Origin of the sequence: Azomonas macrocytogenes, from assembly GCF_014191985.1 — a bacterium.
Taxonomy (GTDB): domain Bacteria; phylum Pseudomonadota; class Gammaproteobacteria; order Pseudomonadales; family Pseudomonadaceae; genus Azomonas; species Azomonas macrocytogenes.
Genome location: NZ_JACHXI010000002.1, coordinates 1 through 26,239, shown reverse-complemented (window position 1 = coordinate 26,239; position 26,239 = coordinate 1). Strand labels below are relative to the sequence as shown.

Here is a 26,239-nt window from a genome sequence, read left to right as displayed (position 1 = left end):
TCCTGCGTTTCAAAAGAGTTTGTTCGGCAATGAAACGTCGTATGGAAGGGCGTAACGAGGTCGGTATGAAGGAAGAGGAGCGGTTGCTGATCGAAGTAAAGGATGCCTTTGGCATTATTCGGGTAATTGAGATGGGTGCTTATCGCTTCCTTGAATTTGGCGATGCCGTCGAGCAGAGCTGTGTATTCATGTCCGATCCAAGTTGGCTGGAGTATGACTATACACGTGCCATGTTACTCGGTGGTTTGTGTCACGCTGCCCCGGAAACGGCCCTGTTTCTGGGGCTTGGTGCCGGTAGCCTGCCTCAGGCTTGTCTGCGCTTCTTGCCGTTGGAGGATGTGGAAATTATTGAGTTGCGCCGGGATGTGTTGCGCCTCTCGCAGGATTTGCTCGGTTTTCGTGACGACCCCAGGCTTACCTTGCGCATTGGCGATGCCACGGCTCTTCTGGCCAGTGCAGAAAGTGCCGACCTGATTTTCATTGATCTCTATACCGATAATGGTCCTTCGGCGGAGCATTTGGCCTGGACGTTTCTCGAGCAATGCCGGGACAAACTCAATTTCGGTGGCTGGCTGGTGATAAATCAATGGGCAACCCGAGATGGTCAGCCGTTGGGAGCGGCCTTGCTGCGAGGGTTGTTTCTCCGCCATTACTGGGAATGTCCGGTGCGAGAAGGCAATGTGGTACTGCTAGTACCTGCCGATCTCGATCAGGCTCTCGATTTCGCCGCGCTGCAGAGCAGGGCAGATGCGTTGGCTCCGTTGCTGGGGTATTCTCTTGACGAGTTGATCAGGAGTCTACGGCCGGCAAGTTGAGGGTATGCAAAACCCTGCCATGAACGAGTCGGAAGTCGACGAAAAGAAGCGCAATAAAGCTACTAGTTTGTTATAGTAGGACTTCTGTCACATGACAGGTCAGGTTTAGGAAAAGATTCCCATCGTTCTTCTTTCGCACGTGTCCGTTTTCGGATGTCCTGACGCTTCACCCTTCCATCCACTCGCGATTTCGCAAATTCTCTACGACCAGGCTGCCAGGGTGACCCATAAGGTCTTTCACGGTATATGCAGTTCTGGCTCATGGGTGTTTGCGGATATAAAGAGGCAGACCCATGACTCAGCAAACCGGCGGCTTTGCCGCTCTCGGTATTCATCCTTCCGTACTCGCAGCGATTACTGCAGTGGGCTACGAAGAACCTTCTCCTATCCAGGCCCAGGCGATTCCGGAAATTCTTGCCGGGCATGACATGATCGGGCAGGCGCAGACCGGTACTGGCAAGACCGCTGCTTTTGCCTTGCCGATTCTTTCCAGGATCGATCCGGCTCGCCGCGAACCTCAGGCACTGGTGCTTACTCCGACACGTGAATTGGCATTGCAAGTAGCCACGGCTTTCGAGAATTACTCCAGGCAGTTGTCAGGTGTCGGTGTGGTTGCCGTTTATGGCGGCGCCCCCATGTCGTTGCAGCTCAAGTCGTTGCGCCAGGGAGCCCAGATCATTGTGGCCACACCCGGACGGCTAGTTGACCACCTCAGCCGTAACGAGAAGCTTCTCTCTACCGTCAAGCATCTGGTGCTCGATGAAGCGGATGAGATGCTCAAGCTTGGCTTCATGGATGATCTTGAAGTGATTTTCCAGGCCATGCCGGTTAATCGGCAAAGCGTGCTTTTTTCCGCGACGCTGCCACATTCGATTCGCGAGATTGCCGAAAAGCATTTGCGTGAGCCCAAGCATGTAAAAATTGCCACCAAGACTCAAACCGTTGCCCGGATAGAGCAAGCACACTTGCTGGTACATGCCGATCAGAAAGTTCCTGCAATCCTGCGTCTGCTGGAGGTTGAAGATTTCGATGCATTGATCGCTTTTGTGCGTACCAAGCAGGCCACTCTGGATCTGGCCAGTGCACTGGAAGCCAAGGGCTACAAAGCCGCCGCGCTCAATGGCGACATTGCCCAGAATCAGCGCGAGCGAGTGATCGATTCGCTCAAGGATGGACGTCTGGACATCGTGGTAGCTACAGATGTCGCCGCACGTGGTATCGATGTTCCTCGCATTACCCATGTTTTCAATGTGGATATGCCTTACGATCCCGAATCCTATGTGCATCGCATCGGACGTACCGGGCGGGCAGGACGCGAAGGGCGTGCACTGTTGCTGGTGACGCCACGGGAGCGGCGTATGCTGCAAGTGATCGAGCGAGTCACTGGGCAGAAGGTTGCGGAAATTCGTTTGCCGAACTCCCAGCAGGTGCTCGATTCGCGCATTCGCAAGCTTACCGCCAACCTGAAGCCGATGATCGACACTGCGTCCGGTTCCCACGCCGGGCTGCTCAAGCAATTGATTGGTAGTCTGGAGTGCACTCCGGAGCAGTTGGCAGCAGCATTGCTGGCCCAGGTTACTTATGGGCAGTCAATGACGCTGGCCGAGCTGGAAAAAGAGCAACCATTGGTGCCGGATGCTTCCTCGACACGCGAGCGTAGCCGCAGTGAAGGACGCGAGCGCCGTGCTCCACTGCCAATCCTCGAAGGGCGAGTGCGCTGCCGGACCCCATTGGGAACACGCGATGGTATTGCTGCCCGTAATCTATTGGGCGCGATTCTCAACGAAGGTGGGTTGGCTCGTGAATCCATCGGCAAAATCCAGGTGCGTGACAGTTTCAGCTTGGTCGAATTACCTGAAGATGGCCTGGATCGTTTGCTGGGACGCTTGAAAGATACGCGAGTTGGTGGAAAGCAATTGAAGCTTCGTCGTTATCGAGAGGATTGAGGTATTTCTTGCAAGGCATGCAAGCCATTTGCATGCCTTGCTGCCGTTTCAATAATTCGCATCCCGCATTGTGCGGATGAAATTATCTGATTCCTCTATGGCTTGCTGCATGTTCGAAATCAGTTGATCGATATTGACTGACAAGGTGTTGTACTCGCCTTGCAGAGAGCTTATTGCTTTGGCATTGAGATTATGCTTGAGAAACAGTACTCGATCTTGTAGCAGCTCCATGACTGGATCTATGCGTTCTTCTGCTGCCTGCATGCTTTGCAGCAGCTTGGTGTATTGCTTGCGGGCATCAGCCAGTTCTCTGGTGCTGGCGGCCTTCATGCTGGTATCGCTATATCGATCCAGTTCCTCTTCCCATTCATCGAACAGAGCCCCAGCTACTTCTTCGACTGACTCGATGCGCATATGTAGCTTTCTGGCGCTTGACTGGCTTTCTTCGTATTTCTGATTGAGCGATTCATAGCGTCTTTCCAGTTCCCCGCCATTCTCGAGCTGGATGACGCTGCGATAGCGATCCAGAGCATCCCTGAACTGTCGTTGCGTATTTAATTGGGCATTACGGGCGGCTTCGACTCGTGTGACCAAGATATCGCGTTTATGTACGCCCGACCTTTCCATTGCCGAGTAGTAAGCGCTTTGGCAACCACTGAGTATGAACAACATCATGCAGACCAGAAGAGGTCTTTTCATTGAAATTCCTTGAAACGTCGTGTCTGGTTAGGGTGGCGTAGTTCGTAAAAGGTGTTTGGCAAAATATTGAGCACCGCTCGCATGGATAAAAGAATACCAAGTCAGCAAACCAGCGGTCGGAGTTGTTTCATCGGCATCGGTACATGGTGAATCGAGTAAAACCTGGCAGCGCTAATCGGCAACTTGCTACCCAATGATTGTTCAAGCGCCTTGAACCGATCACTGGAGTTGCCAACCTCAGGTCTTTGGCTGAGGAAAAACCCACTTTAGCCATGATTCGTCCGGGATTCTCGGAAGGTCATTCCAGGAATATTCGGTTTTTTATTTGTCGATAGTTTCCGATACTGACGATTGATTATTGGTTGGCGAAGGGATTTTACGATGCGGGTTCTAGTCAGGAATATTATTGCTGTTTCAAGCCTGAGCGGCGTGCTGGTATCAATGTCGGCTTTGGCCGCACCAGGTCAATTGATTAACAGCCAGAAATTACCTTGGCAAATGGCAGAGAAACTGGCGGCCGAGGCGGTGCAGATTTGTGCTGCCAAGGGATATTCGGTAACGGCTTCCGTTGTCGATCCATCGGGCCACCAGCAGGCCGTAATCAAGGGGGATACCGTACCCTTGCAATCTCTTTCTGTTTCCTATCGCAAAGCCTATACAGCTTTCTCCTATGGCCAGGCTTTCAATAAAGACACTACCAGTGAATTGATGGCCGCAAAATTAGATGGGCCGGCGAACGGAGCGCTGAATACCGTACCAGAAGTACTATTCATTCCGGGGGGGGTCACTTTGCGTAAGGCTGATCATCAGGTTATTGGTGGGCTTGGTGTTTCTGGCGCCCCAGGTGGCGATAAAGATGAAGCTTGTGCGCTTGAGGCTGTAAATAAATATCGAGCTTCATTCGAATAATTTATTGTCATGGATGAGGCGTAACCATATGCCTGTCAGACAATGCTTAATGCTTGGCTTCCAGCTTATTTTCTCCTGTCAGTCGGATAAGCCGTATTTAAAAGGCATTATCCATAACCATCTTTCTGGCCCCTGGCCGAGTTTTGACGCGTATTCTGGATAGGCGGCGTAGAACTGCTTGTGTTGTTGGCAGTAGAAGAAGCCTGCTAGTGGCCTGCACGATTAATTGGTTGACCACAAGTGTCGTTTTCGAGACCAGGTACCACGACGAGTCATAGCAGGGCTATAACGAGACATTGGCAAAGCCATATAGAAGCCTCGGGCACTGACATTGACTGAATCGAATCAACCAAACAGGCCACTGGCTATTTAATCGTAGGCTTGTACCCAGAATGTGGCATCAATCATTTTCTTCCTGTGCGTTATTTCGGGGCAATCCGAAGGGTATGCCTTGATTTTGCGTGGTCTTCGCTTGCCGCGTCTTGCTTTAGGGAAACGCTGATTTAATCGGTTTTACGTACGCCAGCGCTCATAACCTATTGATTTTGCGTGAGTGCAATTTGTTATTTTGGAAAAATCAGCGTTTCTTCAGTGAAAAGTCAGGCTTTATTCCAGTTCATGGGAGGGGGAGTAGCGTATTTCGGGAGTGTTTTGTGCCTTCAAATCCTGAGAATAAGTCAGCTCCTATTTTGAATATGAAAATTTATTTATATGGGATTTTATTATAACTTAATGCTTTAAAAATCATTTCATTTACTCGTTCAAAGCTATTATTTTGCCAAACTATAAATTGATAATGAATACCCTGATATTCGATCAACTATAGAGTTAACAAAAACAAAAGGTGGGAAGTGTTGATTGAAGATCGGTAAAAGATTTTCAAAAATCTCTCGAATTTAATTTTGGCTTGGATGCCAGCCTGTCATCCACAAGGGCTGGAGGGGCTAATGCGTATCAGTATTCTGGGCACTAACTACAAAAATTCCATTTTTGCAGGCTGTCTTTCTTTTCGTGGCCATACCGTCATCGATGTGAGCGCACCTGGTAAGAATAGGGATCCACTCGACCATGACTATCTGACACTGGAACCAGGTTTGCGATTTTTGCTGGATCAGGGGCGCAAGGCCGGGTTGCTTAGCAGTACATCCGATCTGCTGTCGGCAGTGCGAGAAACCGATCTGACATTTATCGACGAGGTGGATAGCGAAAAGCCAGGATGCATGGAAAGGCTTTGGTGCCAACTTGGTGAAGCTCTGCGTTGTAAAAGTGCTCCCCACCGATTGGTCATTCGCACCAATCGCTCCCCTGAAGTGGCACTTGCCGACATCTTGCCGTTACTCGAATCCAGTTCAGGCAAGCGCCATGGAGACGGATTCGATGTAGAGGTTCGATTGGATTTTCCTGGCCAGTCGATTGCGGCGTTAGCGTAAGGTTTTGCCCGCGCAGGCGGAGCAGGACTGCAATCCTGCGAATTGTACAAAAGCATGCAAGCTTCTTCGCGCGGATATTCTTATTCGAGAAGCTGCATATAAAACTAAAAAAATTATATGAAACGGTTCATGTCGCCAGCCAAAAAGATAAGATGAGCGCAGGCCAGTACAGCATCAAGAGTTAGGCATTCTGCTTTTCAAGCTGTTGCCAAGAGCCTTTTGACGATGTGCTTGCCTGTAGCGAGTCTGAAATCCTTGATTTTCCAGTGACCCCGGTTCGGTACGAATCGACCTTCGGCGACTGTCCTGTTGTGCATCCACATCGGGCAGAAATGATTCCGTCTTACCGCTTACTGGCTCATCCCAACCCACGTGACCTTTGGTAGGGGTCACCACTAGGAGAGGAGGCGCCATGCCTATCATTACTCTTCCCGACGGCAGTCGCCGCTCGTTCGATCATCCCGTATCCGTTACCGAAGTAGCTCAGTCGATTGGCCCTGGTTTGGCCAAGGCGACCCTCGCCGGTAAAGTGGACGGTAGGCTGATAGATGCCTGCGATCTGATCGAGCACGATGCCGTTCTGCAAATCATTACGCCAAAAGACGAAGAAGGGTTGGAAATTATCCGCCATTCCTGTGCGCATCTCGTTGGCCATGCAGTGAAGCAGCTTTACCCGACAGCCAGGATGGTGATCGGTCCGGTGATCGAAGAGGGGTTTTACTACGATATCGCTTATGAGCGTCCGTTTACGCTTAACGACCTGGCTGCCATTGAGCAGCGTATGAAAGAGTTGATCGACAAGGATTACGACGTCATCAAGAAGATGACCTTGCGTGATGACGTTATTGCAGTGTTCAAAAACCGTGGTGAGGAGTACAAGCTGCGCCTCGTCGACGATATGCCCAACGAAACAGCGATGGGTTTGTATTATCATGAAGAATACGTGGACATGTGCCGTGGCCCGCATGTGCCAAATACTCGTTTCCTGAAAGCTTTCAAGCTAACCAAGTTGTCGGGTGCCTATTGGCGTGGCGATTCGAAGAACGAGCAGTTGCAGCGTATTTATGGCACTGCCTGGGCCGATAAAAAACAGCTGGCTGCCTATATTCAGCGCATCGAAGAAGCCGAAAAACGTGATCATCGTAAGATCGGCAAGCGCCTGGGGTTATTTCATACCCAGGAAGAAGCGCCAGGTATGGTGTTCTGGCACCCCAATGGCTGGACCATTTATCAAGTGCTTGAGCAATACATGCGCCGTGTACAGCGTGAGAATGGGTATCTGGAAATTCGTACCCCTCAAGTGGTAGATCGCATTTTGTGGGAAAAATCTGGGCACTGGGCGAACTATGCCGAGAATATGTTCACGACCGAATCGGAAAGTCGGGATTACGCCATCAAGCCGATGAACTGTCCTTGTCATGTGCAGGTATATAACCAAGGTTTGAAAAGCTACCGGGAATTACCGTTGCGCCTGGCTGAGTTTGGTGCCTGTCATCGCAACGAACCTTCTGGAGCGCTGCACGGTATCATGCGGGTGCGTGGTTTTACCCAGGATGATGCGCATATCTTCTGTACCGAGGAGCAAATGCAAACCGAGTCGGCTGCCTTCATCAAACTGACCCAAGAGGTCTATGCGGATTTCGGTTTCGATGAAATTCAGCTGAAACTGTCGACTCGTCCGGAAAAGCGTGTAGGGTCCGATGAGCTTTGGGATCGAGCCGAAGCAGCTTTGGCAGCAGCGCTTGACAGTGCTAACCTGGCATATGATCTACAGCCTGGCGAAGGTGCGTTCTACGGGCCGAAAATCGAATTTTCACTAAAGGATTGTCTGGGGCGAATCTGGCAGTGCGGGACTTTACAGCTGGATTTCAACCTGCCTGTACGTCTGGACGCGGAATACGTTGGTGAAGACAATAGCCGCAAGCATCCGGTTATGTTGCACCGTGCAATCCTGGGGTCTTTTGAACGTTTTATCGGAATTCTGATCGAGCATTATGAGGGAGCTTTTCCTGTCTGGTTGGCTCCTGTGCAAGCTGTGGTAATGAACATTACCGATAAACAGGCCGCTTTTGCTGAAGAAGTGGAAAAAAGCTTGAATCAGCTAGGCTTTCGCATCAAAGCTGACTTGAGAAACGAGAAGATCGGCTTTAAAATCCGTGAGCATACTTTGCTCAAGGTTCCCTATCTCCTGGTTATCGGAGATCGAGAAGTTGAGACGGGATCCGTTGCCGTGCGTACCCGTGAAGGTGTCGATCTTGGCTCCATGCCTCTCGAACAACTCACACAATTGCTTGGTCAGACTGTATCCCAACGTGGTCGAAAAGTAATGGAGTAAAGATTATTAAGCGTGAAATGAGACAAGAAAAACGAGCTCAACCGAGACCCCCGATCAACGAGAATATCTCGGCACGCGAGGTTCGGTTAATTGGTGCGGATGGTGAGCAGGTTGGTATCGTCTCCATTGATGAAGCACTTCGAATAGCTGAAGAAACCAAGCTGGATCTGGTTGAAATCGCAGCCGATGCCATCCCGCCCGTATGCCGAGTAATGGATTACGGCAAACACTTGTTCGAAAAGAAGAAGCAGGTGGCTGCTGCCAAGAAGAACCAGAAGCAGGTTCAGGTTAAAGAAATCAAATTCCGCCCAGGGACGGAAGAAGGAGATTATCAGGTCAAGCTACGCAACCTGGTACGTTTCCTTAATGAGGGAGACAGAGCCAAGGTATCCTTGCGGTTCCGTGGTCGCGAGATGGCGCATCAGGAGCTGGGCCTGGAGTTGTTGAAGCGAGTCGAAGCCGATCTCGCCGAATATGGCACCGTGGAACAGCAGCCAAAGCTGGAAGGACGCCAGTTGATGATGGTCATTGCTCCCAAAAAACGAAAGTAACTTCCAGGGCACTGGCAGGCCTTGTGGTTGCGAATTATTGAGTGAATACGGAGTATTCAGAACATGCCAAAGATGAAAACCAAAAGTGGCGCTGCAAAGCGCTTCAAGAAGACTGCTTCGGGCTTCAAGCACAAGCATGCTTTCAAGAGTCACATCCTGACCAAAATGACTACCAAACGTAAGCGTCAGCTGCGTGGATGCACGTTGGTGCATCCGTCTGATGTTGCCAAAGTAGAGCGCATGCTGCGCGTTCGTTGATCCGGTCAAGATAGGAAATAAATCATGGCTCGTGTTAAGCGTGGCGTCATCGCCCGTCGTCGTCACAAGAAGATTCTGAAACTTGCTAAAGGCTATTACGGTGCGCGTTCACGTGTATTCCGTGTTGCCAAACAGGCAGTAATTAAAGCTGGTCAATATGCTTACCGTGACCGTCGTCAGCGTAAGCGCCAGTTCCGCGCTCTATGGATTGCTCGTATCAATGCTGGCGCTCGTCAGAATGGGCTGTCTTACAGTCGCCTGATTGCCGGCCTGAAAAAGGCTGCCATTGAGATCGACCGGAAGGTGCTGGCTGACTTGGCTGTTAACGAGAAAGTAGCGTTTACCGCTATTGTCGAAAGAGCGAAAGCTTCTCTCGCTTGAGCCCCTACGGCAATCTACGATTCTCGGAATTCGTAATAGTGTGACCTGATAGGGGAAGAGCCTTTGGCTCTTCCCCTATTTCGTATAAGGGGCTTTTGCAAAAATGAGCGTGGTAGCTGGCTCCATAAATTGTTACCAAGGCAGTTCTGCAAGACCCTCTGGAGTTCGTACATGGAAAACTTGAATGCATTGCTTGTGCAAGCGCTCGAGGCCGTGCAGCAAAGTGACGATGTGAATGCCTTGGAGTTGGTCCGGGTGCAGTACTTGGGCAAGAAAGGTGAATTGACCCAGATTATGAAGTCTCTGGGCAACCTGTCCGCTGAGGAAAAACCCAAAGCCGGCGCATTGATCAATGCGGCCAAGGAAGAGTTACAGAGCGCACTCAATAGTCGCAAAACCAATTTGGAGCAAATTGCACTGAATGCCAGGCTGGCAAGCGAACGCATCGATGTGACTTTGCCCGGTCGTGGTCAGCCTTCCGGAGGCTTACACCCTATCAGTCGCACTTTGGAGCGAATCGAGCAGATTTTCACCCAGATCGGCTACAGTGTTGCCGAGGGGCCGGAGATCGAAGACGATTATCACAACTTCGGTGCATTGAATATTCCCAGTCATCATCCTGCCAGGGCGATGCACGATACCTTTTATTTCAACGGCAGCATGCTGTTGCGTACTCATACCTCATCGGTTCAGGTGCGTACGATGGAATCGCAGCAGCCACCGATTCGGATTATCTGCCCCGGTCGCGTGTACCGCTGCGATTCCGACCAGACCCATTCGCCCATGTTTCATCAGGTGGAAGGTCTGTTGATCGACGAGGGCATCAACTTTGCCGATTTGAAAGGCACCATCGAGGAATTTCTGCGAACCTTCTTCGAAGCCGATCTGGAAGTACGTTTCCGGCCATCTTTCTTCCCTTTCACCGAACCATCTGCGGAAGTGGATATTCGCCGCAAGGTGAAGAAGAACGGCCAGGAAAGTACCGACTGGCTGGAAGTCTTAGGGTGTGGGATGGTTCACCCGACCGTATTGAAAATGTCTGGAATTGATCCCGAGAAATACCAGGGTTTTGCCTTTGGTATGGGCGTAGAGCGTTTGACCATGCTGCGTTATGGCGTGAATGACCTGCGGATTTTTTTCGACAACGATCTGCGCTTCCTAGAGCAGTTTCGCTAGTCGTCTTACTCATCAGCCAAAAACAAACGCCTACAATTTCCAGGGGAGCAGGATGAAGTTCAGCGAACAATGGTTGCGGAGTTGGGTAAAGCCGCAAGTTTCCAGTGACGAGCTGGTTGCCCGTCTATCCATGGTCGGCCTGGAGGTCGATGCTACGGAACCTGTCGCGGGGCAATTCAGTGGCGTTGTTGTTGGTGAAGTGCTGAATGTCGAAAAACATCCGGACGCCGAGAAACTAAATGTTTGTCAGGTCAGCAATGGAGCAGAAATTTTTCAGGTCGTGTGTGGCGCACCGAACGTACGACCCGGCTTGAAAATACCTTTTGCCATGATTGGAGCCAAACTGCCTGGCGATTTCAAAATCAAGAAAGCCAAGCTACGGGGCGTCGAATCATTCGGTATGCTTTGTTCTGCTGCCGAGCTTGAGATAAGCAGCGAAAATGATGGGCTCTATGAGCTTTCTGCCGATGCACCCATTGGCAGTGATATTCGCAGCTATCTGGAATTGGATGATATCTGCATTGAAATCGGCCTGACGCCCAATCGTGGAGATTGCCTGTCTATCGCTGGCCTAGCGCGAGAAGTCGGGGCAATTTATTCAAGCCGAGTCGAGCCGGTTCGGATCGAACCTGCGTCGGTCACCCATGATGAAGTTCGCTCTGTTGAGGTTCTATCTCCCGAAGCTTGCCCGAGATACATGGGGCGTGTGATTCGTAATGTCGATTTGTCCCGTCCGACTCCTTTGTGGATGGTCGAGCGATTGCGTCGTTCAGGCATTCGCGCGATCGATCCGGCTGTCGACATAACTAACTATGTAATGCTCGAGCTAGGCCAGCCATTGCATGCGTTCGATCTGGCAGAAATTCATGGCGGCATTCTTGTTCGTATGGCTGAAGAGGGCGAACGTCTTGTTCTGCTAGATGGCCAGTATATCGCTCTGCAGGCGAATACTTTGATTATCGCCGATCATGAACGGCCACTGGCCATGGCTGGAATCATGGGCGGAGAGCACAGTGGCGTCAGCGAAAGGACTCGAAGCTTGTTCCTGGAAAGCGCCTTCTTCGACACCATCACGCTGGCTGGTAAGGCACGTTCTTATGGACTGCATACGGATGCTTCCCATCGTTTCGAACGAGGTGTGGATTCGCAATTAACACGGCAGGCTCTGGAGCGGGCCACTGCATTATTGCTGGACATCGTTGGTGGCGAAGCTGGACCTATCGTCGAAGCCGTTAGCGAGCGATATTTGCCGCGTACCGAATCCATCGTTCTTCGCGCCGAACGGATCGAGCAGATCCTCGGCATGCAGATGGAAACCTCGAAAGTCATCGGTCTACTTTCATCGCTAGGATTCGGTGTACAAGATGACGCAGCCGGTCACTGGCGAGTTTCGGTTCCTTCCTACCGTTTCGATGTTACGCTGGAAATCGATCTGATCGAGGAATTGGGCCGTTTGTATGGCTACAATCGCTTACCGATACGTTATCCAAACGTTCGCCTCATGCCCAAGGCTCGTTCGGAGACGAAAGTCGGACTTTCTCGTCTCAAGAGCTTGTTGGTTGCGCGTGGATACCAGGAAGCCATTACCTATAGTTTCATCGACCCCAAGCTGTTTGCGCTATTCGATCCGAAGGCCCAGCCATTGCTGTTGAGCAATCCGATCTCCCAGGATATGGCTGCAATGCGTGCCTCACTGTGGCCAGGGCTGATCAAAGCTCTGCAATACAACCTTAATCGCCAGCAGGTCCGCGTTCGTTTTTTCGAAAGTGGCTTACGCTTCGTCGGTTCCCTTGGCGAGCTCCAGCAGGAAGCCGTATTGGCTGGATTGGTAAGCGGAGGCTGCTTGCCTGAAGCTTGGAGCAACCCCAATAACGCAGTGGATTTCTATGATGTAAAAGCCGATATCGAGGCTTTGCTCGCTACCGTAGGAAACGAGATCTCCTATCGCTTTGTTGCTGCTGAACACTCGGCGTTGCATCCTGGCCAGACGGCTCGGATAGAAAGAGATGGGCAGTTGGTCGGTTATCTAGGAGCGCTGCACCCCGAGTTGGCCAGAGCACTTGATCTAGCTCAGACCGTGTACCTGTTCGAGCTAGATCTTGCCGTAATAAGCTCAGGCCACTTGCCAAAATTCCAGGAATTATCGCGCTTCCCAGAAATGAAACGCGACCTCGCAATCCTGGTTGAGGAAAACCTGCAGGCTGATGTGATTCTGAGCATGATCAAGGAATCAGCAGGAGAATTTCTTGTCAATTTGAAGCTGTTCGACGTCTATCAGGGAAAAGGTATCGAACCTCATAGAAAAAGCCTGGCTATCTCATTGACCTGGCAACATTCTTCGCGCACTCTGAGCGATGAAGAGGTAGATGCTTGGATAAAGAATGTACTCAAATCGCTGGAAGAAAGGTTTGGCGCTACGTTAAGGAAATAGCATATGGTGGCCCTGACAAAAGCTGAGATGGCAGAGCGTCTGTATGAAGAGCTGGGTTTGAACAAACGTGAAGCCAAGGAATTGGTCGAGTTGTTTTTCGAAGAAATTCGCCAAGCATTAGAGCATAACGAACAGGTAAAGCTATCTGGATTTGGTAACTTCGACTTGAGGGACAAGCGGCAGCGCCCAGGGCGAAACCCAAAAACCGGAGAAGAAATTCCGATTACGGCGCGAAGAGTCGTTACCTTCCGACCAGGTCAGAAACTCAAGGCCAGGGTTGAAGTATATGCTGGGAACAAGTCAACATAGCAAGCGCTATGGATTCTGAAGGGTAGCCTGTAGCTGGCTGGCGTATTTCTTGTACTTTGTTATTTAGGGTACAAATTTACCTGATTCAGTTTTACAGCATGCTACTACCAGCATCAGCAAGAATTTATTTGGGATAGTTTAAAAAGTTTCATTTTTCAGCCTGTTACGGTATAGTTCGTCCCGACTTAAAGGGTAGATCCTAGTCATTCGGGGCGTAGCGCAGCTTGGTAGCGCACTTGCATGGGGTGCAAGGGGTCGAGTGTTCGAATCACTCCGTCCCGACCAAAAGCTCTAGAAAATCCAGCCACTTAGCGGTGGCTGGATTTTTTTATGCTTGGTGGTTTTCGGGGGGCTCCGAATTTTGCCCCACTTTTTGCCCCACCGGTGATTTTTACTCTATGAATACCAATCTCAGCCGAGTGCTGATCGCTACGGTCAACCCCTTGAGGTGTTGGCACCGCTGGCTCTGCAAAAGCTTGGGGTCAAGGTGAAGCCCTTCCGTTTGGTACGCGATTACAACTCGGGGACTTCTCAGCAACTAGCTGCGGGCATTGTGCTGGATACCGGGCGCTGCCGGATTACCCGCAAGCTGGGCTTCGGCAAGCAGACGGTAGCCTATGAAAGCCATCACGCCTGATCAGGCCTCGGCCTCCTGACTGCCAGCATCCTGGAAAGGATGTCCAGGTGACGGATGCCTTGTAAGCCGCAGCGCTTCGAACGAGCGCAACAGGAAGGCAATCTGCCAAAAAAAACGGTCAACTGCGCAGTACTGGCCGCCTACGTATGTACCGTGCTCCACGGCATGGCCGTTCAGGCCAAGGCCGGTTTCAGTCGTGAAATGCTGGATATGGTGATTGATCAGGTCATGTTGAATTGGCCATCAAATGCGCAGGATGGGGTTGCGGCTATTCCTGCCAGAAGCAGTGATCTTCTGATCAATCCTTTGCTTGCCTGAACTCGTTAGGCAGGAGGTCCGGACAGTGCTTAAAGCTCAACAGAAGGCACTCACATCAGAGTAACCTCTGCGCTGTGGTCATCTTGGAGTTGGTCAGTCGGTCGCGGACTCACTCGTAGCGGGAGCGCAGGTTGCAGAATGTGGCGTCGAATTCTGTCCCATTTTTTGTGCCTCACCGCTGATCATTCAAGAAAGCTCATGCATACAGGGGACGATTGCTCTCCTGAGGGGCCGCCCTGTTTTCAAATCCGCCATTTACCCGCTACTCAGCGTGGATGTCGTCGCCGGTAAACATGCTTACGCAAAGGTCCACGAAGCTACGTACTTTGGGATCCATGTAGCGGCTCGATGCGAAGACGGCATGCACAGGAGCTGGGTTCTCAGCCCAACCGGGAAGCACACAAGACAACCTTCCATTCGCCACGTACGGCTCGGCCATGAAGCGAGGCAATTGCGCGATCCCAAGCCCTTCAAGCACCAGGTTTTTTGCGGCGATCATGCTGTTGACCGCACACCGTGGAGGCGCCGTGATCTTCTCTGTGCTCGTACTGTTAATAAGGAACCAGTTGGCGCGGCCGCGCGTCGTTTTCATGATCAGGTCGTGATGCTTCAGATCGCTGACTGCGGAAAGCACCGGTCTTCCACTCAGGTAATCAGAGGTCGCATACAGTCCGTAGACTACTTCGCCAAGCTTGCGTGCCGAGAGTCCTGAGTCCTCTAGTGTGCCGACGCGAATTGCAACGTCGAACCCTTCATGAATGATGTCGACTAGGCGGTTCGTGTATTCCATCTCGACTGTCACCTTTGGTGCGAGACGCAAAAACGCCGCGATCCAGTCATCAACGACCATCGTCCCGAATTCAGAACCTGCTGTGATCTTGAGCAGTCCTTTGGGCTCCCTAGACTGTTGTGCCACCGCCGCCTCCGCCGCCTCTGCAGCGGTCAGAATGCACACGGCACGCTCAAAGTAGTCGCGTCCGACCTCCGTCACGTTCAGGCGACGTGTCGAGCGGGTGAGGAGCCGTGCGCCGAGCTTCTCTTCCATGCGCCGGACGATACGGCTGACGCGAGCCTTATCGGTTCCGAGCCTTTCCGCTGCTGCAGTGAAGGAACCATCGGTCACAACTGCCGCGAAGACTTTCATTTCTGGTAAGTCAATTGATGTGTTCATAGACAACAGTATGTGGTTCTTTGCCAGGTTTATCTATTTTTTTAGCAAATTTACAGTGCGATCCATGCAACAGCCACTCAATTTCAATTCGGGGCTGTGGCAGGGCAGGCCTGATGTGGTTGTAGATGCCGATGTAATTGAGGCGACCCCCTACACCTGTAATCGGCAACGGCTTGCTTGCATTGCAGCAAGCACCAAGCGTGCCGTATTAACTCTCTCGGAAGGCCCAGTCGCTCTCTATCGAAGAAGGATATGAAATGACAGAAACAGTCGTAATTATTGGCTCTGGTCTAGTAGGCAAAGCAATTACACGTCTTGCCGTCGCTGCGGGATACCAGGTCGTGATCAGCAATTCGCGTGGTCCTGAATCACTCTCGGAATTGGTCAAGGAGCTCGGTCCGCTAGTAAGCTCTGGAACGGTCGACGAAGCAATTGCCGCTGGGGACGTTGTCTCGCTCGCGATCCCACTGGCGACATTCGAGAAGTTGCCGGCCGACAAGTTCGCCGGCAAGGTTGTTCTCGACCAGACGAACTATTATCCCGGCATGGGTGAATTCCGCCGGGCTGATCTCGACAAGGGCGAACTGACGTCGAGCGAACTCATGCAGCGGCACCTTCGTGGCGCGAAGCTGGTCAAGGGGCTTCACAACCTCAGTTGGATCCACATGAAAAGCAACGCCCGGCCCAAGGGCGATGTCGCCCGGACAACCCTGCCAATCGCCGGTGACGACGCTGCCGCGAAGGAAGCCGTGACGCGTTTCATTGAGGCAGTCGGCTACAATGTCGTCGATGCCGGCTCGCTCGCCGACAGTTGGCGCATCGAACCCAGCACGCCGATCTACTTCTGGCGCTACGCTCCCGTCATTCCGGAGGGCGTGTCAGGCGATGAGGCCAAGCGGATCTACCAGCAGCGGGGCGAGCCCGTTTCCACCGAAGAGGCACAGAAACTCATCGATGAGGTAGTGCGTCTGTCCCCGATCGGTGGAACCTTGGAGGGTATGCCGCAGGTTCACGTGGATTTGTTCCTCGAACAGGCCAGCGCCGATACCGTTAAGAAGTAAAGCCTCTACGTCGGGCGCCCCATTGCAGGCGCCCGATGACGGCCCGCGGTCTGCGACCGGTATAGTGCGCCCGCCCGGTACGACAAGCGACACCATGTAACTGGCGTATTTCGTCTCCACGACGCAGTCAGGCTGGATCGTGGCGTTGATGTGTGTACGCGCGGCACGCTCGAAATAATCGCGCCCCACCTCGGTCACGCTCAGACACGTGTCGAGCGATTTAGCCGCCGCGCGCCGTGCTTGTCTTCCATGCGCCGAACAATGCGGCTGGCGCGCCTTGCCGGTGTTGAGCTGCTCGGCAACTGTCATGGACGAACCCTCCCTCACCGCCTTCACAAAGGTTCGTATTTTTGGCAAGTCTATTGGTGTATTTATAGACAACAGTATGTGCTTATGAATGATATTAATATGTCTTTATGTCATCTCTAGAGTGACGTTTTTGACGGCACGAATGGGAAGACGAAAGCGCAATGAAGATAGGCATCTTGAACACGGGCAACATCGGCAGCCGACTCGCGCGGGCTTGGGCCGCCGCCAACCATCAGCTGGTGCTCGCCAAAGACGGCGAGGATCGCAAGATTGCTCCGCTGCTCGCCGAACTCGGCAGTCGCGCCCAACTCGGCACCATCAAACAGGCGGCGGACTTCGGCGAAGCGGTGCTGTTCTCGGTCTATTGGCCGCGGACGGACGCCATCATCGACACCGTGGGCGACGCGCTCGACGGCAAGGTGGTGATCGAAACCATGAATCCGCTCGGTGTCACCGGCGAGTTCGTCCACTTTCATGATCATGCTTTCATGCGTGACAACTCGACCGCCGAATACCTGCAAAAACGGCTTCCTCGCGCGCGGGTGGTGAAGACATTCAATCTGCTGGCCGCGCCGCTGCTGGAAGCGGCAGCCTGGGCGGCGTCGCCGTCCAAGCCAAGCATCTTCTATGCGACGGACGATCACGAAGCGGGTCAGATCGTGCGGCAGTTGATCGAAGATGCGGGCTTCACGCCCGTCAACGCAGGCCCGCTGAAAGCTGCGCGCCGCCGTAGTTCCCCCGCACGCTGATCCATTGCGAGCCGGACAACACGCAGTGCGCCTGTGGCTGCCAGCTCAAGCGCATCGGCAAGGATGTCAGCGAAAAGCTCTACACCCCGGGCGTCTTCACGGTGGAGCGGCATGTCCACGGCAAGTAGGTCTGCGAGCGATGCGAAACCTTGACCCAGGCGCCGGTTCCGGTCTAGGTGATCGACAAGGGCATCCCGACCGTAGGGTTGCTGGACCGGGTCATGGTGGCCAAGTTCGCCGACCATTTGCCTCTGTACCGGCAGGAAAAGATCTTCGGCCGGACCGGTTTCGCCATCCCGCGCTCGTCCCTGGCGCAGTGGGTCGGTCGCTGCGGCGTACAACTGCAACCACTGGTCGACGCACTGCGGCACGCCTACGTCTGGGCCTACGTTCCCAGCCGCTTACCATCATCCTCGTGAGCCCTGTTTTCGTTCGGCTACACATCAACAACGTGACAGTACTCTCGAGGACTCGGTGAGGCATAAGGGGGAGGGCGACCGTTCCTGTATAGGCCGCCAGATTGACAGGTAGCGCTTATTACGACAGAGCCGATCAATCAATGTAAATACTGCGCCTCGATCAGATCAATCCGGCGAACCAGTTTGCGGGTCTGCAGTTCCCCCAGACGTTTGGTGCGGGCGAGTCGGAATAACTCATTACGCTCGGCGTGCAGGCCAATCAGCAGGAGCTTTCGTTCGATTTCAGCGGAGGCTAACGCCATCTGCTGCGTTTCCAGTGGGGCAGCGTGTCCCTCAATGCGCTCCCGATAGCTATCGGTGACGCGCGCTGCTATTTCCATATAAGTGCTGGTGACATCCGAGCTGTTTTCTCTTGCGCTTGCATGCAAAACCTTGTGTAGCTCCTTTTCGATCGCCTGGATCGCCGCCTCTGCAGCCTGATCGAGTGCCCGTTCTTCGCGAGTGTCCGCCTCTAACTCATGAGGAAGCAGCAGGTTTTTGACTAGCCATGGTAGCAACATACCAGCCAACACCAAGGACATGATAATGACACCGGTGGCCAGGAACACTGCCAGATCTCGGGCAGGGAACGGATAACCGAGGCTGATATAAAGCGGCAGGGTCATGATTCCGGCTAGACTGATTGCCCCGCGCACCCCAGCAACCGACATAGCCAGCGAAATGCGAGCGGCCTTGAACCACGTGAAATGCTTGGCATCGTTACCGGCAAACAGCGTAAAACGCAGCGACATCAGCACCCAGATAAAGCGCAGTACCAACAGCGCCAGATTAATCAGCAAGACGCAGCCCAGCAGATCCAACAAAGTACCCAGATCGTCCAATGCCCCGACCTGGCCAATTATGGTTGGTAACTGTTCGCCGAGCAGTACGAACATCAGCCCATTCAGCGCGTATTTCAAAGTGTCCCAAATGGACTGCCGCTGCAATCGGGTAATGGCCATCACTTGACCCGACAACTCTGTACGACTCATGACGAAACCGGCTGCTACTGCCGCCAGAATGCCCGAACAATGAAAATGCTCGGCAGCCAGATAGGCCATGAACGGCAGTAATAAACTGATCAGAATCTGTGCTGCCGTATCTTCGCCAAAATGCTTACTGACCCAGAGCTTGGCAAAACTAATAAACCAAGCAATAAGGGCGCCTATGATGATCCCTCCCAGCGCTAGGTGGAAGAAATCCAGCAACGCCTCCGACAAGGCGAAATTACCGGTAAGCACTGCGGCTACAGCGAAGCGTAGGCAGACCAGCCCCGAGGCATCGTTGAGCAGCGACTCCCCTTCCAGAATATTCATCAACCGTTTCGGTACGGGTACCCGCGCGGCAATTGCCGAGACCGCGACCGGATCAGTGGGTGAGATTACTGCCGCTAGGGCAAATGCCACTCCCAACGGAATGACTGGTAGCAGCCAATGAATAAAATAGCCAGCACCCAATACTGTGAACACCACCAATCCAACCGCCAATCCCATCACAAGACCTCGTTCGTGGGCCAAGCACTCCTTGGGAATCCGCCAGCCATCGAGAAATAGCAAGGGAGGTAGAAACAAGAGAAAGAATATTTGCGGATCCAACTGCAGTCGCCAGTCCGATACCAGACCGACAACCGCACCCAGGATGATCTGCAATAATGGTAAAGTTACCGGCAGGCTAGCCGGCAACATACGTGACAACATACTGCTGGCCAGGACGACTACGAGCATGACCAGAATGAGTGAAACAGCTTCCATGAAGTCTCCGCAGGCTACCGATCGATGAACCTGCGGATTTTGCCAGCTTGTCGCTATAGTTGCGGGAAGAAGAGTTTTAGATGGAATGCAAGAATCGCTTAGCGTCAGCTTCATCCAGCATAACCTCCGCGGGATCTGGCGCAATAAGAGGCAGAGTAAGCCCGAAGAAGCCGTAGCCCCCGAATTATCCGGCCAAGGAATAGAACTGCTGCGCAGGCGATGAGTTGACACTACCCTTGAATGCCAGTTGCCAGACGCTGCAGTTCTTTGTTGACCGTCGCCAGAGGCTCGGTGGCTAGATCATGCCGCTTCAGCAGATGGCGGAATCTCAGGATCGTCACCGCATCCGGCGACCGATCATCAATGGCCAATTGAGCAAATTCCCGATACAGATGCGTGTCGCAGAGCGCTTCCCCCAGGGTTTGATTGGCAAAGTCGAACCATTGCTGCAGGAAATTTTTCTCTAAAGGTCCGTTTCTGACTGGTGCGACTAATTAAGTATCAGCTGGTTGGGCCAATGATCGAGCAGGCGGTATTGCCGGCATACTTCCTCAGAATCGGCAACTGCGGACGAGCAGCACCGCTTTCCACATCCAGCGACAGTGAGTAATTAACCCACCATGGACCGGCAGCCCAATAGGTCATCGGGATGCAATTCTCGCCGAGATACTTCAGCAGATTATCCATGGACACCATTGCCGACGTTGAGTAATCCGGTACGCCGTGCTCCCCCAGGAAGCCACGCAGCTTGTTCTGCTTCAGCCACTCTACAAAGGGTTTGACGCGATTCACTCCAAGCATCGGATCGAACGTCTCGGAGCGATCGAAGTAGTTACCGGAAAAATCCTTGTCGATGTACATGTGCGCTTCGTACACCAGCTTGTTGTTGGGATCGCGCATCCAGGGATCTGCAATCAGTTGGCTGTTGAAATCAGGCCAATGGTAGGCGCTTGACCAGCGATCGCCGGCGACGAAAATCCAGCGATTCGTGTCCACCGTACGAACCGCTTTCGCAGCAGCCAGGGCAGCCTGCGGCCAATAGCCATTGGTATCGTGCGGCTCGTTCATCAGACCATAGCCATAGACAGCCGGATGGTTGACCACCTTTTGGGCAATACGCTGCCAGAGATTGGCGAAGGCGCTGATCGGTACGTTGCTGGAAGCGATCTGCTTATCGTAGTAACGGTAGTAGTTATGTACGTCCAGGATCACCTTCACCCCGTACTTCTGCGCATAATCCAGACTCTGCATGAGGCGCGCCAGCTCGGCACTTTGCAGTTCGGTATTGAGCGTCGGCTGGATACGCTCCCAGAGGAAGAACAGGCGAACCAGTTTCAGGCCCATGTCCGCATACTTCTTGTAATACGATTCAGCTGGATAGGTATAGTCAGTGTTATATACCCCCGGAACAGTCGTTCCACTAAAGCCGGCAGCGGAAAGATTGATCCCCACCAGATTGATCGGGGTGACAACAGGGGGCGGTGTCGGTGTTGGCTCAGGTGCTGGCGCCGGGGTAGAGGAGGTGGGACTGGTCGTGGTATTGACAGCATGAGGATGGCCCACCGTGTTGCTGTCGAGCAAGGCACCTTCGACATAAACCTTCAGATTGTTTCCGGCAACGGCAACCTGAGTAATCTTGCGCACTTGGTTATCAGTGAATTTAACCGAAACTCCCGGTACGAATGCCGCTTGGGTCGAGGCCGTTGATGAAATCAAGAAACTTGCCGACTGCCTCCCAATCCCTTTCAGCCAATCCGAATCGGTGACGCCATTGATATAGGCCGTAGCAGCTCGAGCATCAATAGAGTAACCACTCAAAACTACTATCAGTATTACAGAAATGAAAAATAGTTTACGAACACCCGCAAAGGCATGAATGTACATTCGATTTCTCCAGAACTTAATACAACAAAGGGCGATTTGCCTTTTAAAAAGTCGGGAGCATCGATTTGCTTTAATACGTCGTCCATGAAGTCACAGCAAATCAAGCAACCAGATAGCAGTACCGTCTATTCCGAACTAGAAGCTTGTGGTTCGGGATAAATCGTTGTGCATGAAGGCGCTTTATAAATGCTGCGGCTAAAATAGTGAATTATTCTGGCGTCAGTATTTTGTCAAATCTTCCACGAACGATGACTACTGCCAAGATGTCTACTCGCCATGATGGCTCCTTGACATTTCATTAGGCTGTTGATTTAAATCCTTTCATGGTCGAAGTTTTAACGTCAAAATACCGTCAAAACAGTCTGCTAAATCCGACGAACGGTAAAAAGAAAACAGACGGATCTCCAGGGAATCCATAGGTAATTCCGATTTTCATACTCGGGAAACTAACCCTGGTTACAGCAAGCTTTCAGGCATTTCCATACAGAGCAAAGCAGACATTTCAGGATTTTCCAGCTAGAAATGAATATAAATTGATCGAAAAAAGGATAATTCGATCACCTGGAAAGCCAAATCCGGATGCTGCTTTGAGTAATCACAATAAGTCTGGCTATACGAAAATACGCTTCGTAGAGCCGATGCTGACCAATTGCCAAAGACTCGGATTAATGACGCTTTGATGTCATTTTTAAGGCACTTGGGGGGATGTCTTTCAACGTCTTCAAGAGAATTTTATTTTTGTAAGCTTGGGTGGATTCAAGAAAACGGAAACAAGGAAATCTGGATCGAGCGCTACCGACACAGTGGATAGACGAGGTGTTCGAGCAGCACCGTCAGCGCCAATATCTGCGCGAGTTGCTGTTTTTCAGCGTGGTAGAGCTAAGCTCTAACTAACGACACAGCTATCGCAGGCCATGCAATAGCCTCTGGCTGTGCGCTTGTAACACAGTATTCGTGAGTTTAGCCGTGTATCTGGCCTTGTTTACCAAGACTAGGTTTAGGGGGAAAACACCATGGAACGAAGCATTTGAACAAGGATATATACGACGAACTAACCGCACTTACTTATGAATGCATATTGGATGAAACAGCTTGGTCACGGTTGCTGGTTAAATTGATTCCTGCCTCCGGCCGCCTACATGCCAATCTCATCTTTTGGAATCGCCAAAGCAACGAAACACCTCGTATCGTAGATGTCGGCATGTTCCCTGCGGACGGTATCGCGCCCTATAACGCTTATTACACAACACTCGATCCCACCCGGCGTTTTATGGAATCGAGATCTGCCGGCTGTTGGTATCACGATGTCAATGAATACGGCCGCCAGAAAATCAGGCAAGACTGTTTTTATCAGGACTTTCTGCGTGTGTTCAACATGGGAGAAATTTCCTGTGTAAAGCTGTACGAACACAATGGCAGCGGATCCTACCTGTCCTTGGTATCCGCCTACGATGGCCAATCTCCCAAAGAGCAACAACAGCAGCTTCTCTATCGCCTGGCGAAGCATCTGACGATGGCCGGACGACTGTTCGAGCGTGTCCAGCAATTGAATCTGGAGATTGACAAACGTGACCTGCTGCTGAACCAGCACCGGACACCACTCTGGCTGGTAAATGGCCGTGGGCAATTGTTCTTCTGCAATCAGGCGGCTGAGCAACGCTTACGCGAGCCGGGCTTTACGCTGTATCTGCACCAGAACCGCCTGACCGCACGCCATTCTGCTGGTCCGCTGAGCAACATGCTTCTGATCGCCAGTGGTAAGCAAGGCCCAACCAGAGCCAGTTGGATTCGTCTGGCAGGCACCATACAGCGCGAGCTGCTAGTCACGCCGGTCAATGCCGAAGCGCGCTTCAATCTGAGCTTCCAGCAGCCACTGGTACTGGTTGCCCTGTTGGAAAACCAGCCACGCTCGCAGCTTCTGGCAGAGCTTTTCCAACTGACCCCGGCTGAAACCCGTCTGGCCGAGCTGGTCGCCCTGGGCTATATGCCAGACGAATGTGCCGCGCGGTTGGGGATCTCCATCAATACCGTGCGCACTCATTTGCGGGGACTGTTTCGCAAGACCGATACCGCACGCCAAGTGGAGCTGGCCGGGCTGTTCGCCCGGCTGAACCGGTGAAAGAAAGCGCTAGGCAAGCGCCCGGCCCGTCCGTGCAATCGCACCATCTTCGTGGATGCCGCGGTCTCGTTGATGCAGACCCGCTTCTCGGGATCGAGATCAAGCTGGACGTCGAACCAGGCGCTACGCTGGCGAAGGACGTCGGAACGCTGCTGCTCCCAGACGTGCGCTGTCTTTTTGGGGTCTCAGGCGAATAAAGGGATCTGCTCACGAAACGGAATAAATCGCAATGTGGCTTCGAGCTCAATACCGCCAGACGGCAGCCGCGACGTTCGGCCGTCTGGGCAGCAGACGGTTTTCTAAAAACAGATCGGCGGTGCGCTGCTGGGCGGTGATGATTTCATCGGTCAGCGGCAGGATAGGTAAAAGTGGCGCGAGATGGGTGAACGTCCGCTCGATTACTGTCTCCGGCAATTCCATGACGGTGGCGAGCAGGCGGATGCTGTTGGCTCGGTCGTTATAGATCAGGGCCCGGGCATGACCCAGTTCGTCGAGCACGGCCAGGATGAAGTCCGGATTGGTTTGTACGTAGGGACGTGTGCCCAGATAGAAGGGGCCGACCAATCCCGGTCCCTCGCCGTTGGTCAGCAGTCGTGCACGTCCTTCCAGCTCGACAGCGGAATAATAGGGATCCCAGATCGCCCAGGCATCTACACTGCCGCTTTCGAAGGCGGCGCGAGCATCAGCTGGGGCAAGATAGACCGGCTGAATGTCCTTGATATTCAGCCCAACCTTGGCCAATACACGCAGCAGCAGATTGTGCGCGCTGGAGCCCTTCTGCAGAGCCACTTTGCGGCCCTTGAGTTCGGCGATTTTGTGGATTGGGCTATCTGGCGCGACCAGAATCGCCTCGGCCTTGGGGTTGGCCGGCTCGGTGCCGATGTACAGCAGGTCGGCGCCGGCGGCCTGGGCGAACAACGGCGGAATATCACCCGTGTAACCGATGTCCAGGCTGCCGATATTCAGCGCTTCGAGCATCTGCGGGCCGGCGGGGAACTCGATCCACTGGACGCGCGTCTGCGGAAAGCGCTTTTCCAACAGTTGGTGTTCCTTGGCCAGCACGAGGCCACTCGAACCCTTCTGGTAGCCGATGCGCAAGACTGTCGGGTCTGCCAGTGCCGCCTGAGCGCAAGCCAGCAACCCCAGCACGGCTGCGGCGAGTCGAATAATTTTCATGTGTGCTCCTGCCAGTCGATCGAAGGTTTATCCAAGAGGCTGATACCGCTTTTGGCGGCATGGCGGTCGATCTGCGCCAGCTCCTCGGCCGTGAAGGTCAGCTTGTCCAGCGCCGCAACGTTCTCGATGATCTGCTCGGGGCGGCTGGCACCGATCAGCGCCGAAGTGACCCGGGCATCGCGCAGGGTCCAGGCCAGGGCCAGCTGGGCCAGACTCTGGCCTCGGCGTTGGGCGATTTCGGTCAGCGCCCGGGCCCGCTCGATATTGGCCTCGGCCAGATGTTCCGGGCGCAGCGAAGTGCCGCCGGGCCGGTTGACTCTCGCATCGACAGGGATGCCGTTCAGGTACTTGTCGGTGAGCAACCCCTGGGCCAGGGGCGTGAAGGCGATCACCCCGGTACCCTCGGCTTCGGTGGCATCTAGCAGATCTCTCTCGATCCAGCGGTTGAACAGGTTGTAGGCCGGCTGGTGGATCAACAGCGGCACCCGCTGTTCGCGCAACAGAGCGGCGATCTCGTGAGTCTTGCCCGCCGTATAAGAGGAGGAAATACCCACATACAGCGCTTTGCCCTGACGCACGCTATCGGCCAGTGCGCCAGCGGTTTCCTCCAGCGGCGTATCGGGATCGAAACGGTGCGAATAGAAGATATCCACGTAATCGACACCCATGCGCCTGAGGCTCTGGTCGAGGCTGGCGAGGATATATTTGCGTGAACCGCCGCCCTGGCCGTAGGGTCCGGGCCACATGTCCCAGCCAGCCTTGGTGGAGAGGATCAGCTCGTCGCGGTAGGCGCGAAAATCCTCGCGCAGCAGGCGGCCGAAGTTGATTTCCGCGCTGCCATAGGGCGGCCCGTAGTTATTGGCCAGGTCGAAGTGATTGATGCCCAGGTCGAACGCGGTGCGCAGCAGGGCGCGCTGGGTGTCGATAGGGGTGGCGTCGCCGAAGTTGTGCCACAAGCCCAGGGACAGGGCCGGCAGCACCAGGCCACTGCGGCCGACGCGGCGGTAGGGAATGCGCTCGTAGCGTTGCGGTGCGGCGAGATAGGTCATGGAGATCCTTGTTCGGTGTGGTAGGGCGGGTGCAACCCGCCGTTGATGTCATGGACCAATAGGGTGGGTTGTACCTGCCCTACGGTTCCAGCCTGTCGCCGCCTTCAACGGGATATCCTTGCTGCTGAAGCGGTCATCCGACCGTTGCATCCCGGTCGGGCGGCGGGGTGGTTGATTGCGAATCAGAAATCGAAATGTGCCTGTACGCCGAAGTAGCGTTCGTCGTCGCGCGGCACGAAGCGGTAGATGTAATTGCCACCGGAGGCCATCGCCGAGGCATAGGACTTGTCGTTCAGATTCTTGCCCAGGAAGGACAC

At 53.3% G+C, this 26,239-nt stretch carries 22 protein-coding genes, 1 tRNA gene and 2 pseudogenes; 18 read left to right on the top strand and 7 right to left on the bottom strand.

Annotated elements, in window-relative coordinates:
- The first annotated feature begins 65 nt into the window (after window positions 1-65).
- Together FHR87_RS02630 and FHR87_RS02625 are read left to right on the top strand one after the other, a co-directional pair.
- On the top strand, window positions 66-815 hold the full coding sequence (locus FHR87_RS02630; protein WP_183165426.1) for a spermidine synthase: 750 nt from the start codon (window positions 66-68) through the stop codon (window positions 813-815).
- Between the two features lie 293 nt (window positions 816-1,108).
- Window positions 1,109-2,761, top strand: coding sequence for a DEAD/DEAH box helicase (locus FHR87_RS02625; protein ID WP_183165172.1), 1,653 nt, complete (start codon window positions 1,109-1,111; stop codon window positions 2,759-2,761).
- Window positions 2,762-2,809: 48 nt separating this feature from the next.
- Here FHR87_RS02625 and FHR87_RS02620 read toward each other — a convergent pair whose 3' ends face one another.
- A complete protein-coding gene (locus FHR87_RS02620) occupies window positions 2,810-3,460 on the bottom strand; it encodes a DUF2959 family protein (protein ID WP_183165171.1) in 651 nt (216 codons plus the stop codon).
- A gap of 381 nt (window positions 3,461-3,841) precedes the next feature.
- Between FHR87_RS02620 and FHR87_RS02615 the strand changes: the two genes are divergently transcribed.
- The 12 genes from FHR87_RS02615 (at window position 3,842) to FHR87_RS02560 (ending at window position 14,195) form a co-directional block, all read left to right on the top strand.
- Window positions 3,842-4,369: a GlcG/HbpS family heme-binding protein gene (locus tag FHR87_RS02615; protein WP_183165170.1), complete on the top strand. Its 528-nt coding sequence runs from the start codon at window positions 3,842-3,844 to the stop codon at window positions 4,367-4,369.
- A gap of 947 nt (window positions 4,370-5,316) precedes the next feature.
- A complete protein-coding gene (locus FHR87_RS02610; RefSeq protein ID WP_183165169.1) occupies window positions 5,317-5,799 on the top strand; it encodes a Rossmann-fold NAD(P)-binding domain-containing protein in 483 nt (160 codons plus the stop codon).
- Between the two features lie 412 nt (window positions 5,800-6,211).
- On the top strand, window positions 6,212-8,134 hold the full coding sequence (gene thrS, locus FHR87_RS02605; protein WP_183165425.1) for a threonine--tRNA ligase: 1,923 nt from the start codon (window positions 6,212-6,214) through the stop codon (window positions 8,132-8,134).
- 17 nt (window positions 8,135-8,151) lie between these two features.
- Window positions 8,152-8,685, top strand: coding sequence for a translation initiation factor IF-3 (infC, locus tag FHR87_RS02600; RefSeq protein WP_183165168.1), 534 nt, complete (start codon window positions 8,152-8,154; stop codon window positions 8,683-8,685).
- 63 nt (window positions 8,686-8,748) lie between these two features.
- Window positions 8,749-8,943: a 50S ribosomal protein L35 gene (rpmI, locus tag FHR87_RS02595; RefSeq protein ID WP_183165167.1), complete on the top strand. Its 195-nt coding sequence runs from the start codon at window positions 8,749-8,751 to the stop codon at window positions 8,941-8,943.
- A gap of 24 nt (window positions 8,944-8,967) precedes the next feature.
- Window positions 8,968-9,324 carry a 50S ribosomal protein L20 gene (gene rplT / locus FHR87_RS02590; RefSeq protein ID WP_183165166.1) on the top strand — a complete coding sequence of 119 codons (357 nt, stop codon included), beginning with the start codon at window positions 8,968-8,970 and terminating at the stop codon, window positions 9,322-9,324.
- Between the two features lie 171 nt (window positions 9,325-9,495).
- A complete protein-coding gene (gene pheS / locus FHR87_RS02585) occupies window positions 9,496-10,500 on the top strand; it encodes a phenylalanine--tRNA ligase subunit alpha (RefSeq protein WP_183165165.1) in 1,005 nt (334 codons plus the stop codon).
- A 52-nt stretch (window positions 10,501-10,552) separates the two neighbouring features.
- A complete protein-coding gene (pheT, locus tag FHR87_RS02580) occupies window positions 10,553-12,931 on the top strand; it encodes a phenylalanine--tRNA ligase subunit beta (protein ID WP_183165164.1) in 2,379 nt (792 codons plus the stop codon).
- A gap of 3 nt (window positions 12,932-12,934) precedes the next feature.
- Window positions 12,935-13,240 carry an integration host factor subunit alpha gene (ihfA, locus tag FHR87_RS02575; RefSeq protein WP_183165163.1) on the top strand — a complete coding sequence of 102 codons (306 nt, stop codon included), beginning with the start codon at window positions 12,935-12,937 and terminating at the stop codon, window positions 13,238-13,240.
- Window positions 13,241-13,448: 208 nt separating this feature from the next.
- A tRNA-Pro gene (locus FHR87_RS02570) sits at window positions 13,449-13,525 on the top strand.
- A 202-nt stretch (window positions 13,526-13,727) separates the two neighbouring features.
- Complete coding sequence (locus tag FHR87_RS02565) at window positions 13,728-13,877, top strand: hypothetical protein (protein WP_221189711.1); 150 nt, start codon at window positions 13,728-13,730, stop codon at window positions 13,875-13,877.
- 54 nt (window positions 13,878-13,931) lie between these two features.
- The gene (locus FHR87_RS02560) at window positions 13,932-14,195 is read left to right on the top strand and encodes a hypothetical protein (RefSeq protein ID WP_183165161.1); all 264 of its coding nucleotides are present in this window, start codon (window positions 13,932-13,934) and stop codon (window positions 14,193-14,195) included.
- A gap of 262 nt (window positions 14,196-14,457) precedes the next feature.
- On the opposite strand, the gene FHR87_RS02555 is transcribed toward FHR87_RS02560, so the two are convergent.
- On the bottom strand, window positions 14,458-15,366 hold the full coding sequence (locus FHR87_RS02555; protein WP_246335764.1) for a LysR family transcriptional regulator: 909 nt from the start codon (window positions 15,364-15,366) through the stop codon (window positions 14,458-14,460).
- Window positions 15,367-15,623: 257 nt separating this feature from the next.
- Here FHR87_RS02555 and FHR87_RS02550 point away from each other — a divergent pair, with 257 nt between their 5' ends.
- The 3 genes and pseudogenes from FHR87_RS02550 to FHR87_RS02540 all read left to right on the top strand — a co-directional run.
- On the top strand, window positions 15,624-16,427 hold the full coding sequence (locus FHR87_RS02550) for an NADPH-dependent F420 reductase (protein WP_183165160.1): 804 nt from the start codon (window positions 15,624-15,626) through the stop codon (window positions 16,425-16,427).
- 470 nt (window positions 16,428-16,897) lie between these two features.
- On the top strand, window positions 16,898-17,485 hold the full coding sequence (locus FHR87_RS19605) for an NADPH-dependent F420 reductase (protein WP_183165159.1): 588 nt from the start codon (window positions 16,898-16,900) through the stop codon (window positions 17,483-17,485).
- A pseudogene (locus FHR87_RS02540) lies at window positions 17,470-17,859 on the top strand (IS66 family transposase); the annotation flags it as partial. The gene FHR87_RS19605 and the pseudogene FHR87_RS02540, both read left to right, overlap by 16 nt.
- Window positions 17,860-18,041: 182 nt before the next feature.
- On the opposite strand, the gene FHR87_RS02535 reads toward FHR87_RS02540, so the two are convergent.
- From FHR87_RS02535 to FHR87_RS02525, 3 genes and pseudogenes are all read right to left on the bottom strand, one after another.
- A complete protein-coding gene (locus FHR87_RS02535) occupies window positions 18,042-19,694 on the bottom strand; it encodes a Na+/H+ antiporter (protein ID WP_183165158.1) in 1,653 nt (550 codons plus the stop codon).
- Between the two features lie 230 nt (window positions 19,695-19,924).
- The gene (locus FHR87_RS19600; RefSeq protein ID WP_420826717.1) at window positions 19,925-20,113 is read right to left on the bottom strand and encodes a transposase; all 189 of its coding nucleotides are present in this window, start codon (window positions 20,111-20,113) and stop codon (window positions 19,925-19,927) included.
- An 82-nt stretch (window positions 20,114-20,195) separates the two neighbouring features.
- A pseudogene (locus FHR87_RS02525) lies at window positions 20,196-21,482 on the bottom strand (glycoside hydrolase family 5 protein); the annotation flags it as partial.
- A gap of 1,297 nt (window positions 21,483-22,779) precedes the next feature.
- Here FHR87_RS02525 and FHR87_RS02520 point away from each other — a divergent pair.
- Window positions 22,780-23,697, top strand: a complete 918-nt coding sequence (locus FHR87_RS02520) for a helix-turn-helix transcriptional regulator (RefSeq protein ID WP_183165156.1) — start codon at window positions 22,780-22,782, stop codon at window positions 23,695-23,697.
- 243 nt (window positions 23,698-23,940) lie between these two features.
- Here the strand turns inward: FHR87_RS02520 and FHR87_RS02515 are convergent, their stop codons facing one another.
- On the bottom strand, window positions 23,941-24,873 hold the full coding sequence (locus FHR87_RS02515) for an aliphatic sulfonate ABC transporter substrate-binding protein (protein ID WP_183165155.1): 933 nt from the start codon (window positions 24,871-24,873) through the stop codon (window positions 23,941-23,943).
- Window positions 24,870-25,922 (bottom strand): L-glyceraldehyde 3-phosphate reductase, encoded by a 1,053-nt coding sequence (gene mgrA, locus FHR87_RS02510; RefSeq protein WP_183165154.1) that lies wholly within the window; start codon window positions 25,920-25,922, stop codon window positions 24,870-24,872. The genes FHR87_RS02515 and mgrA overlap by 4 nt, the downstream gene beginning before the upstream one ends.
- Between the last annotated feature and the right edge of the window lie 317 nt (window positions 25,923-26,239).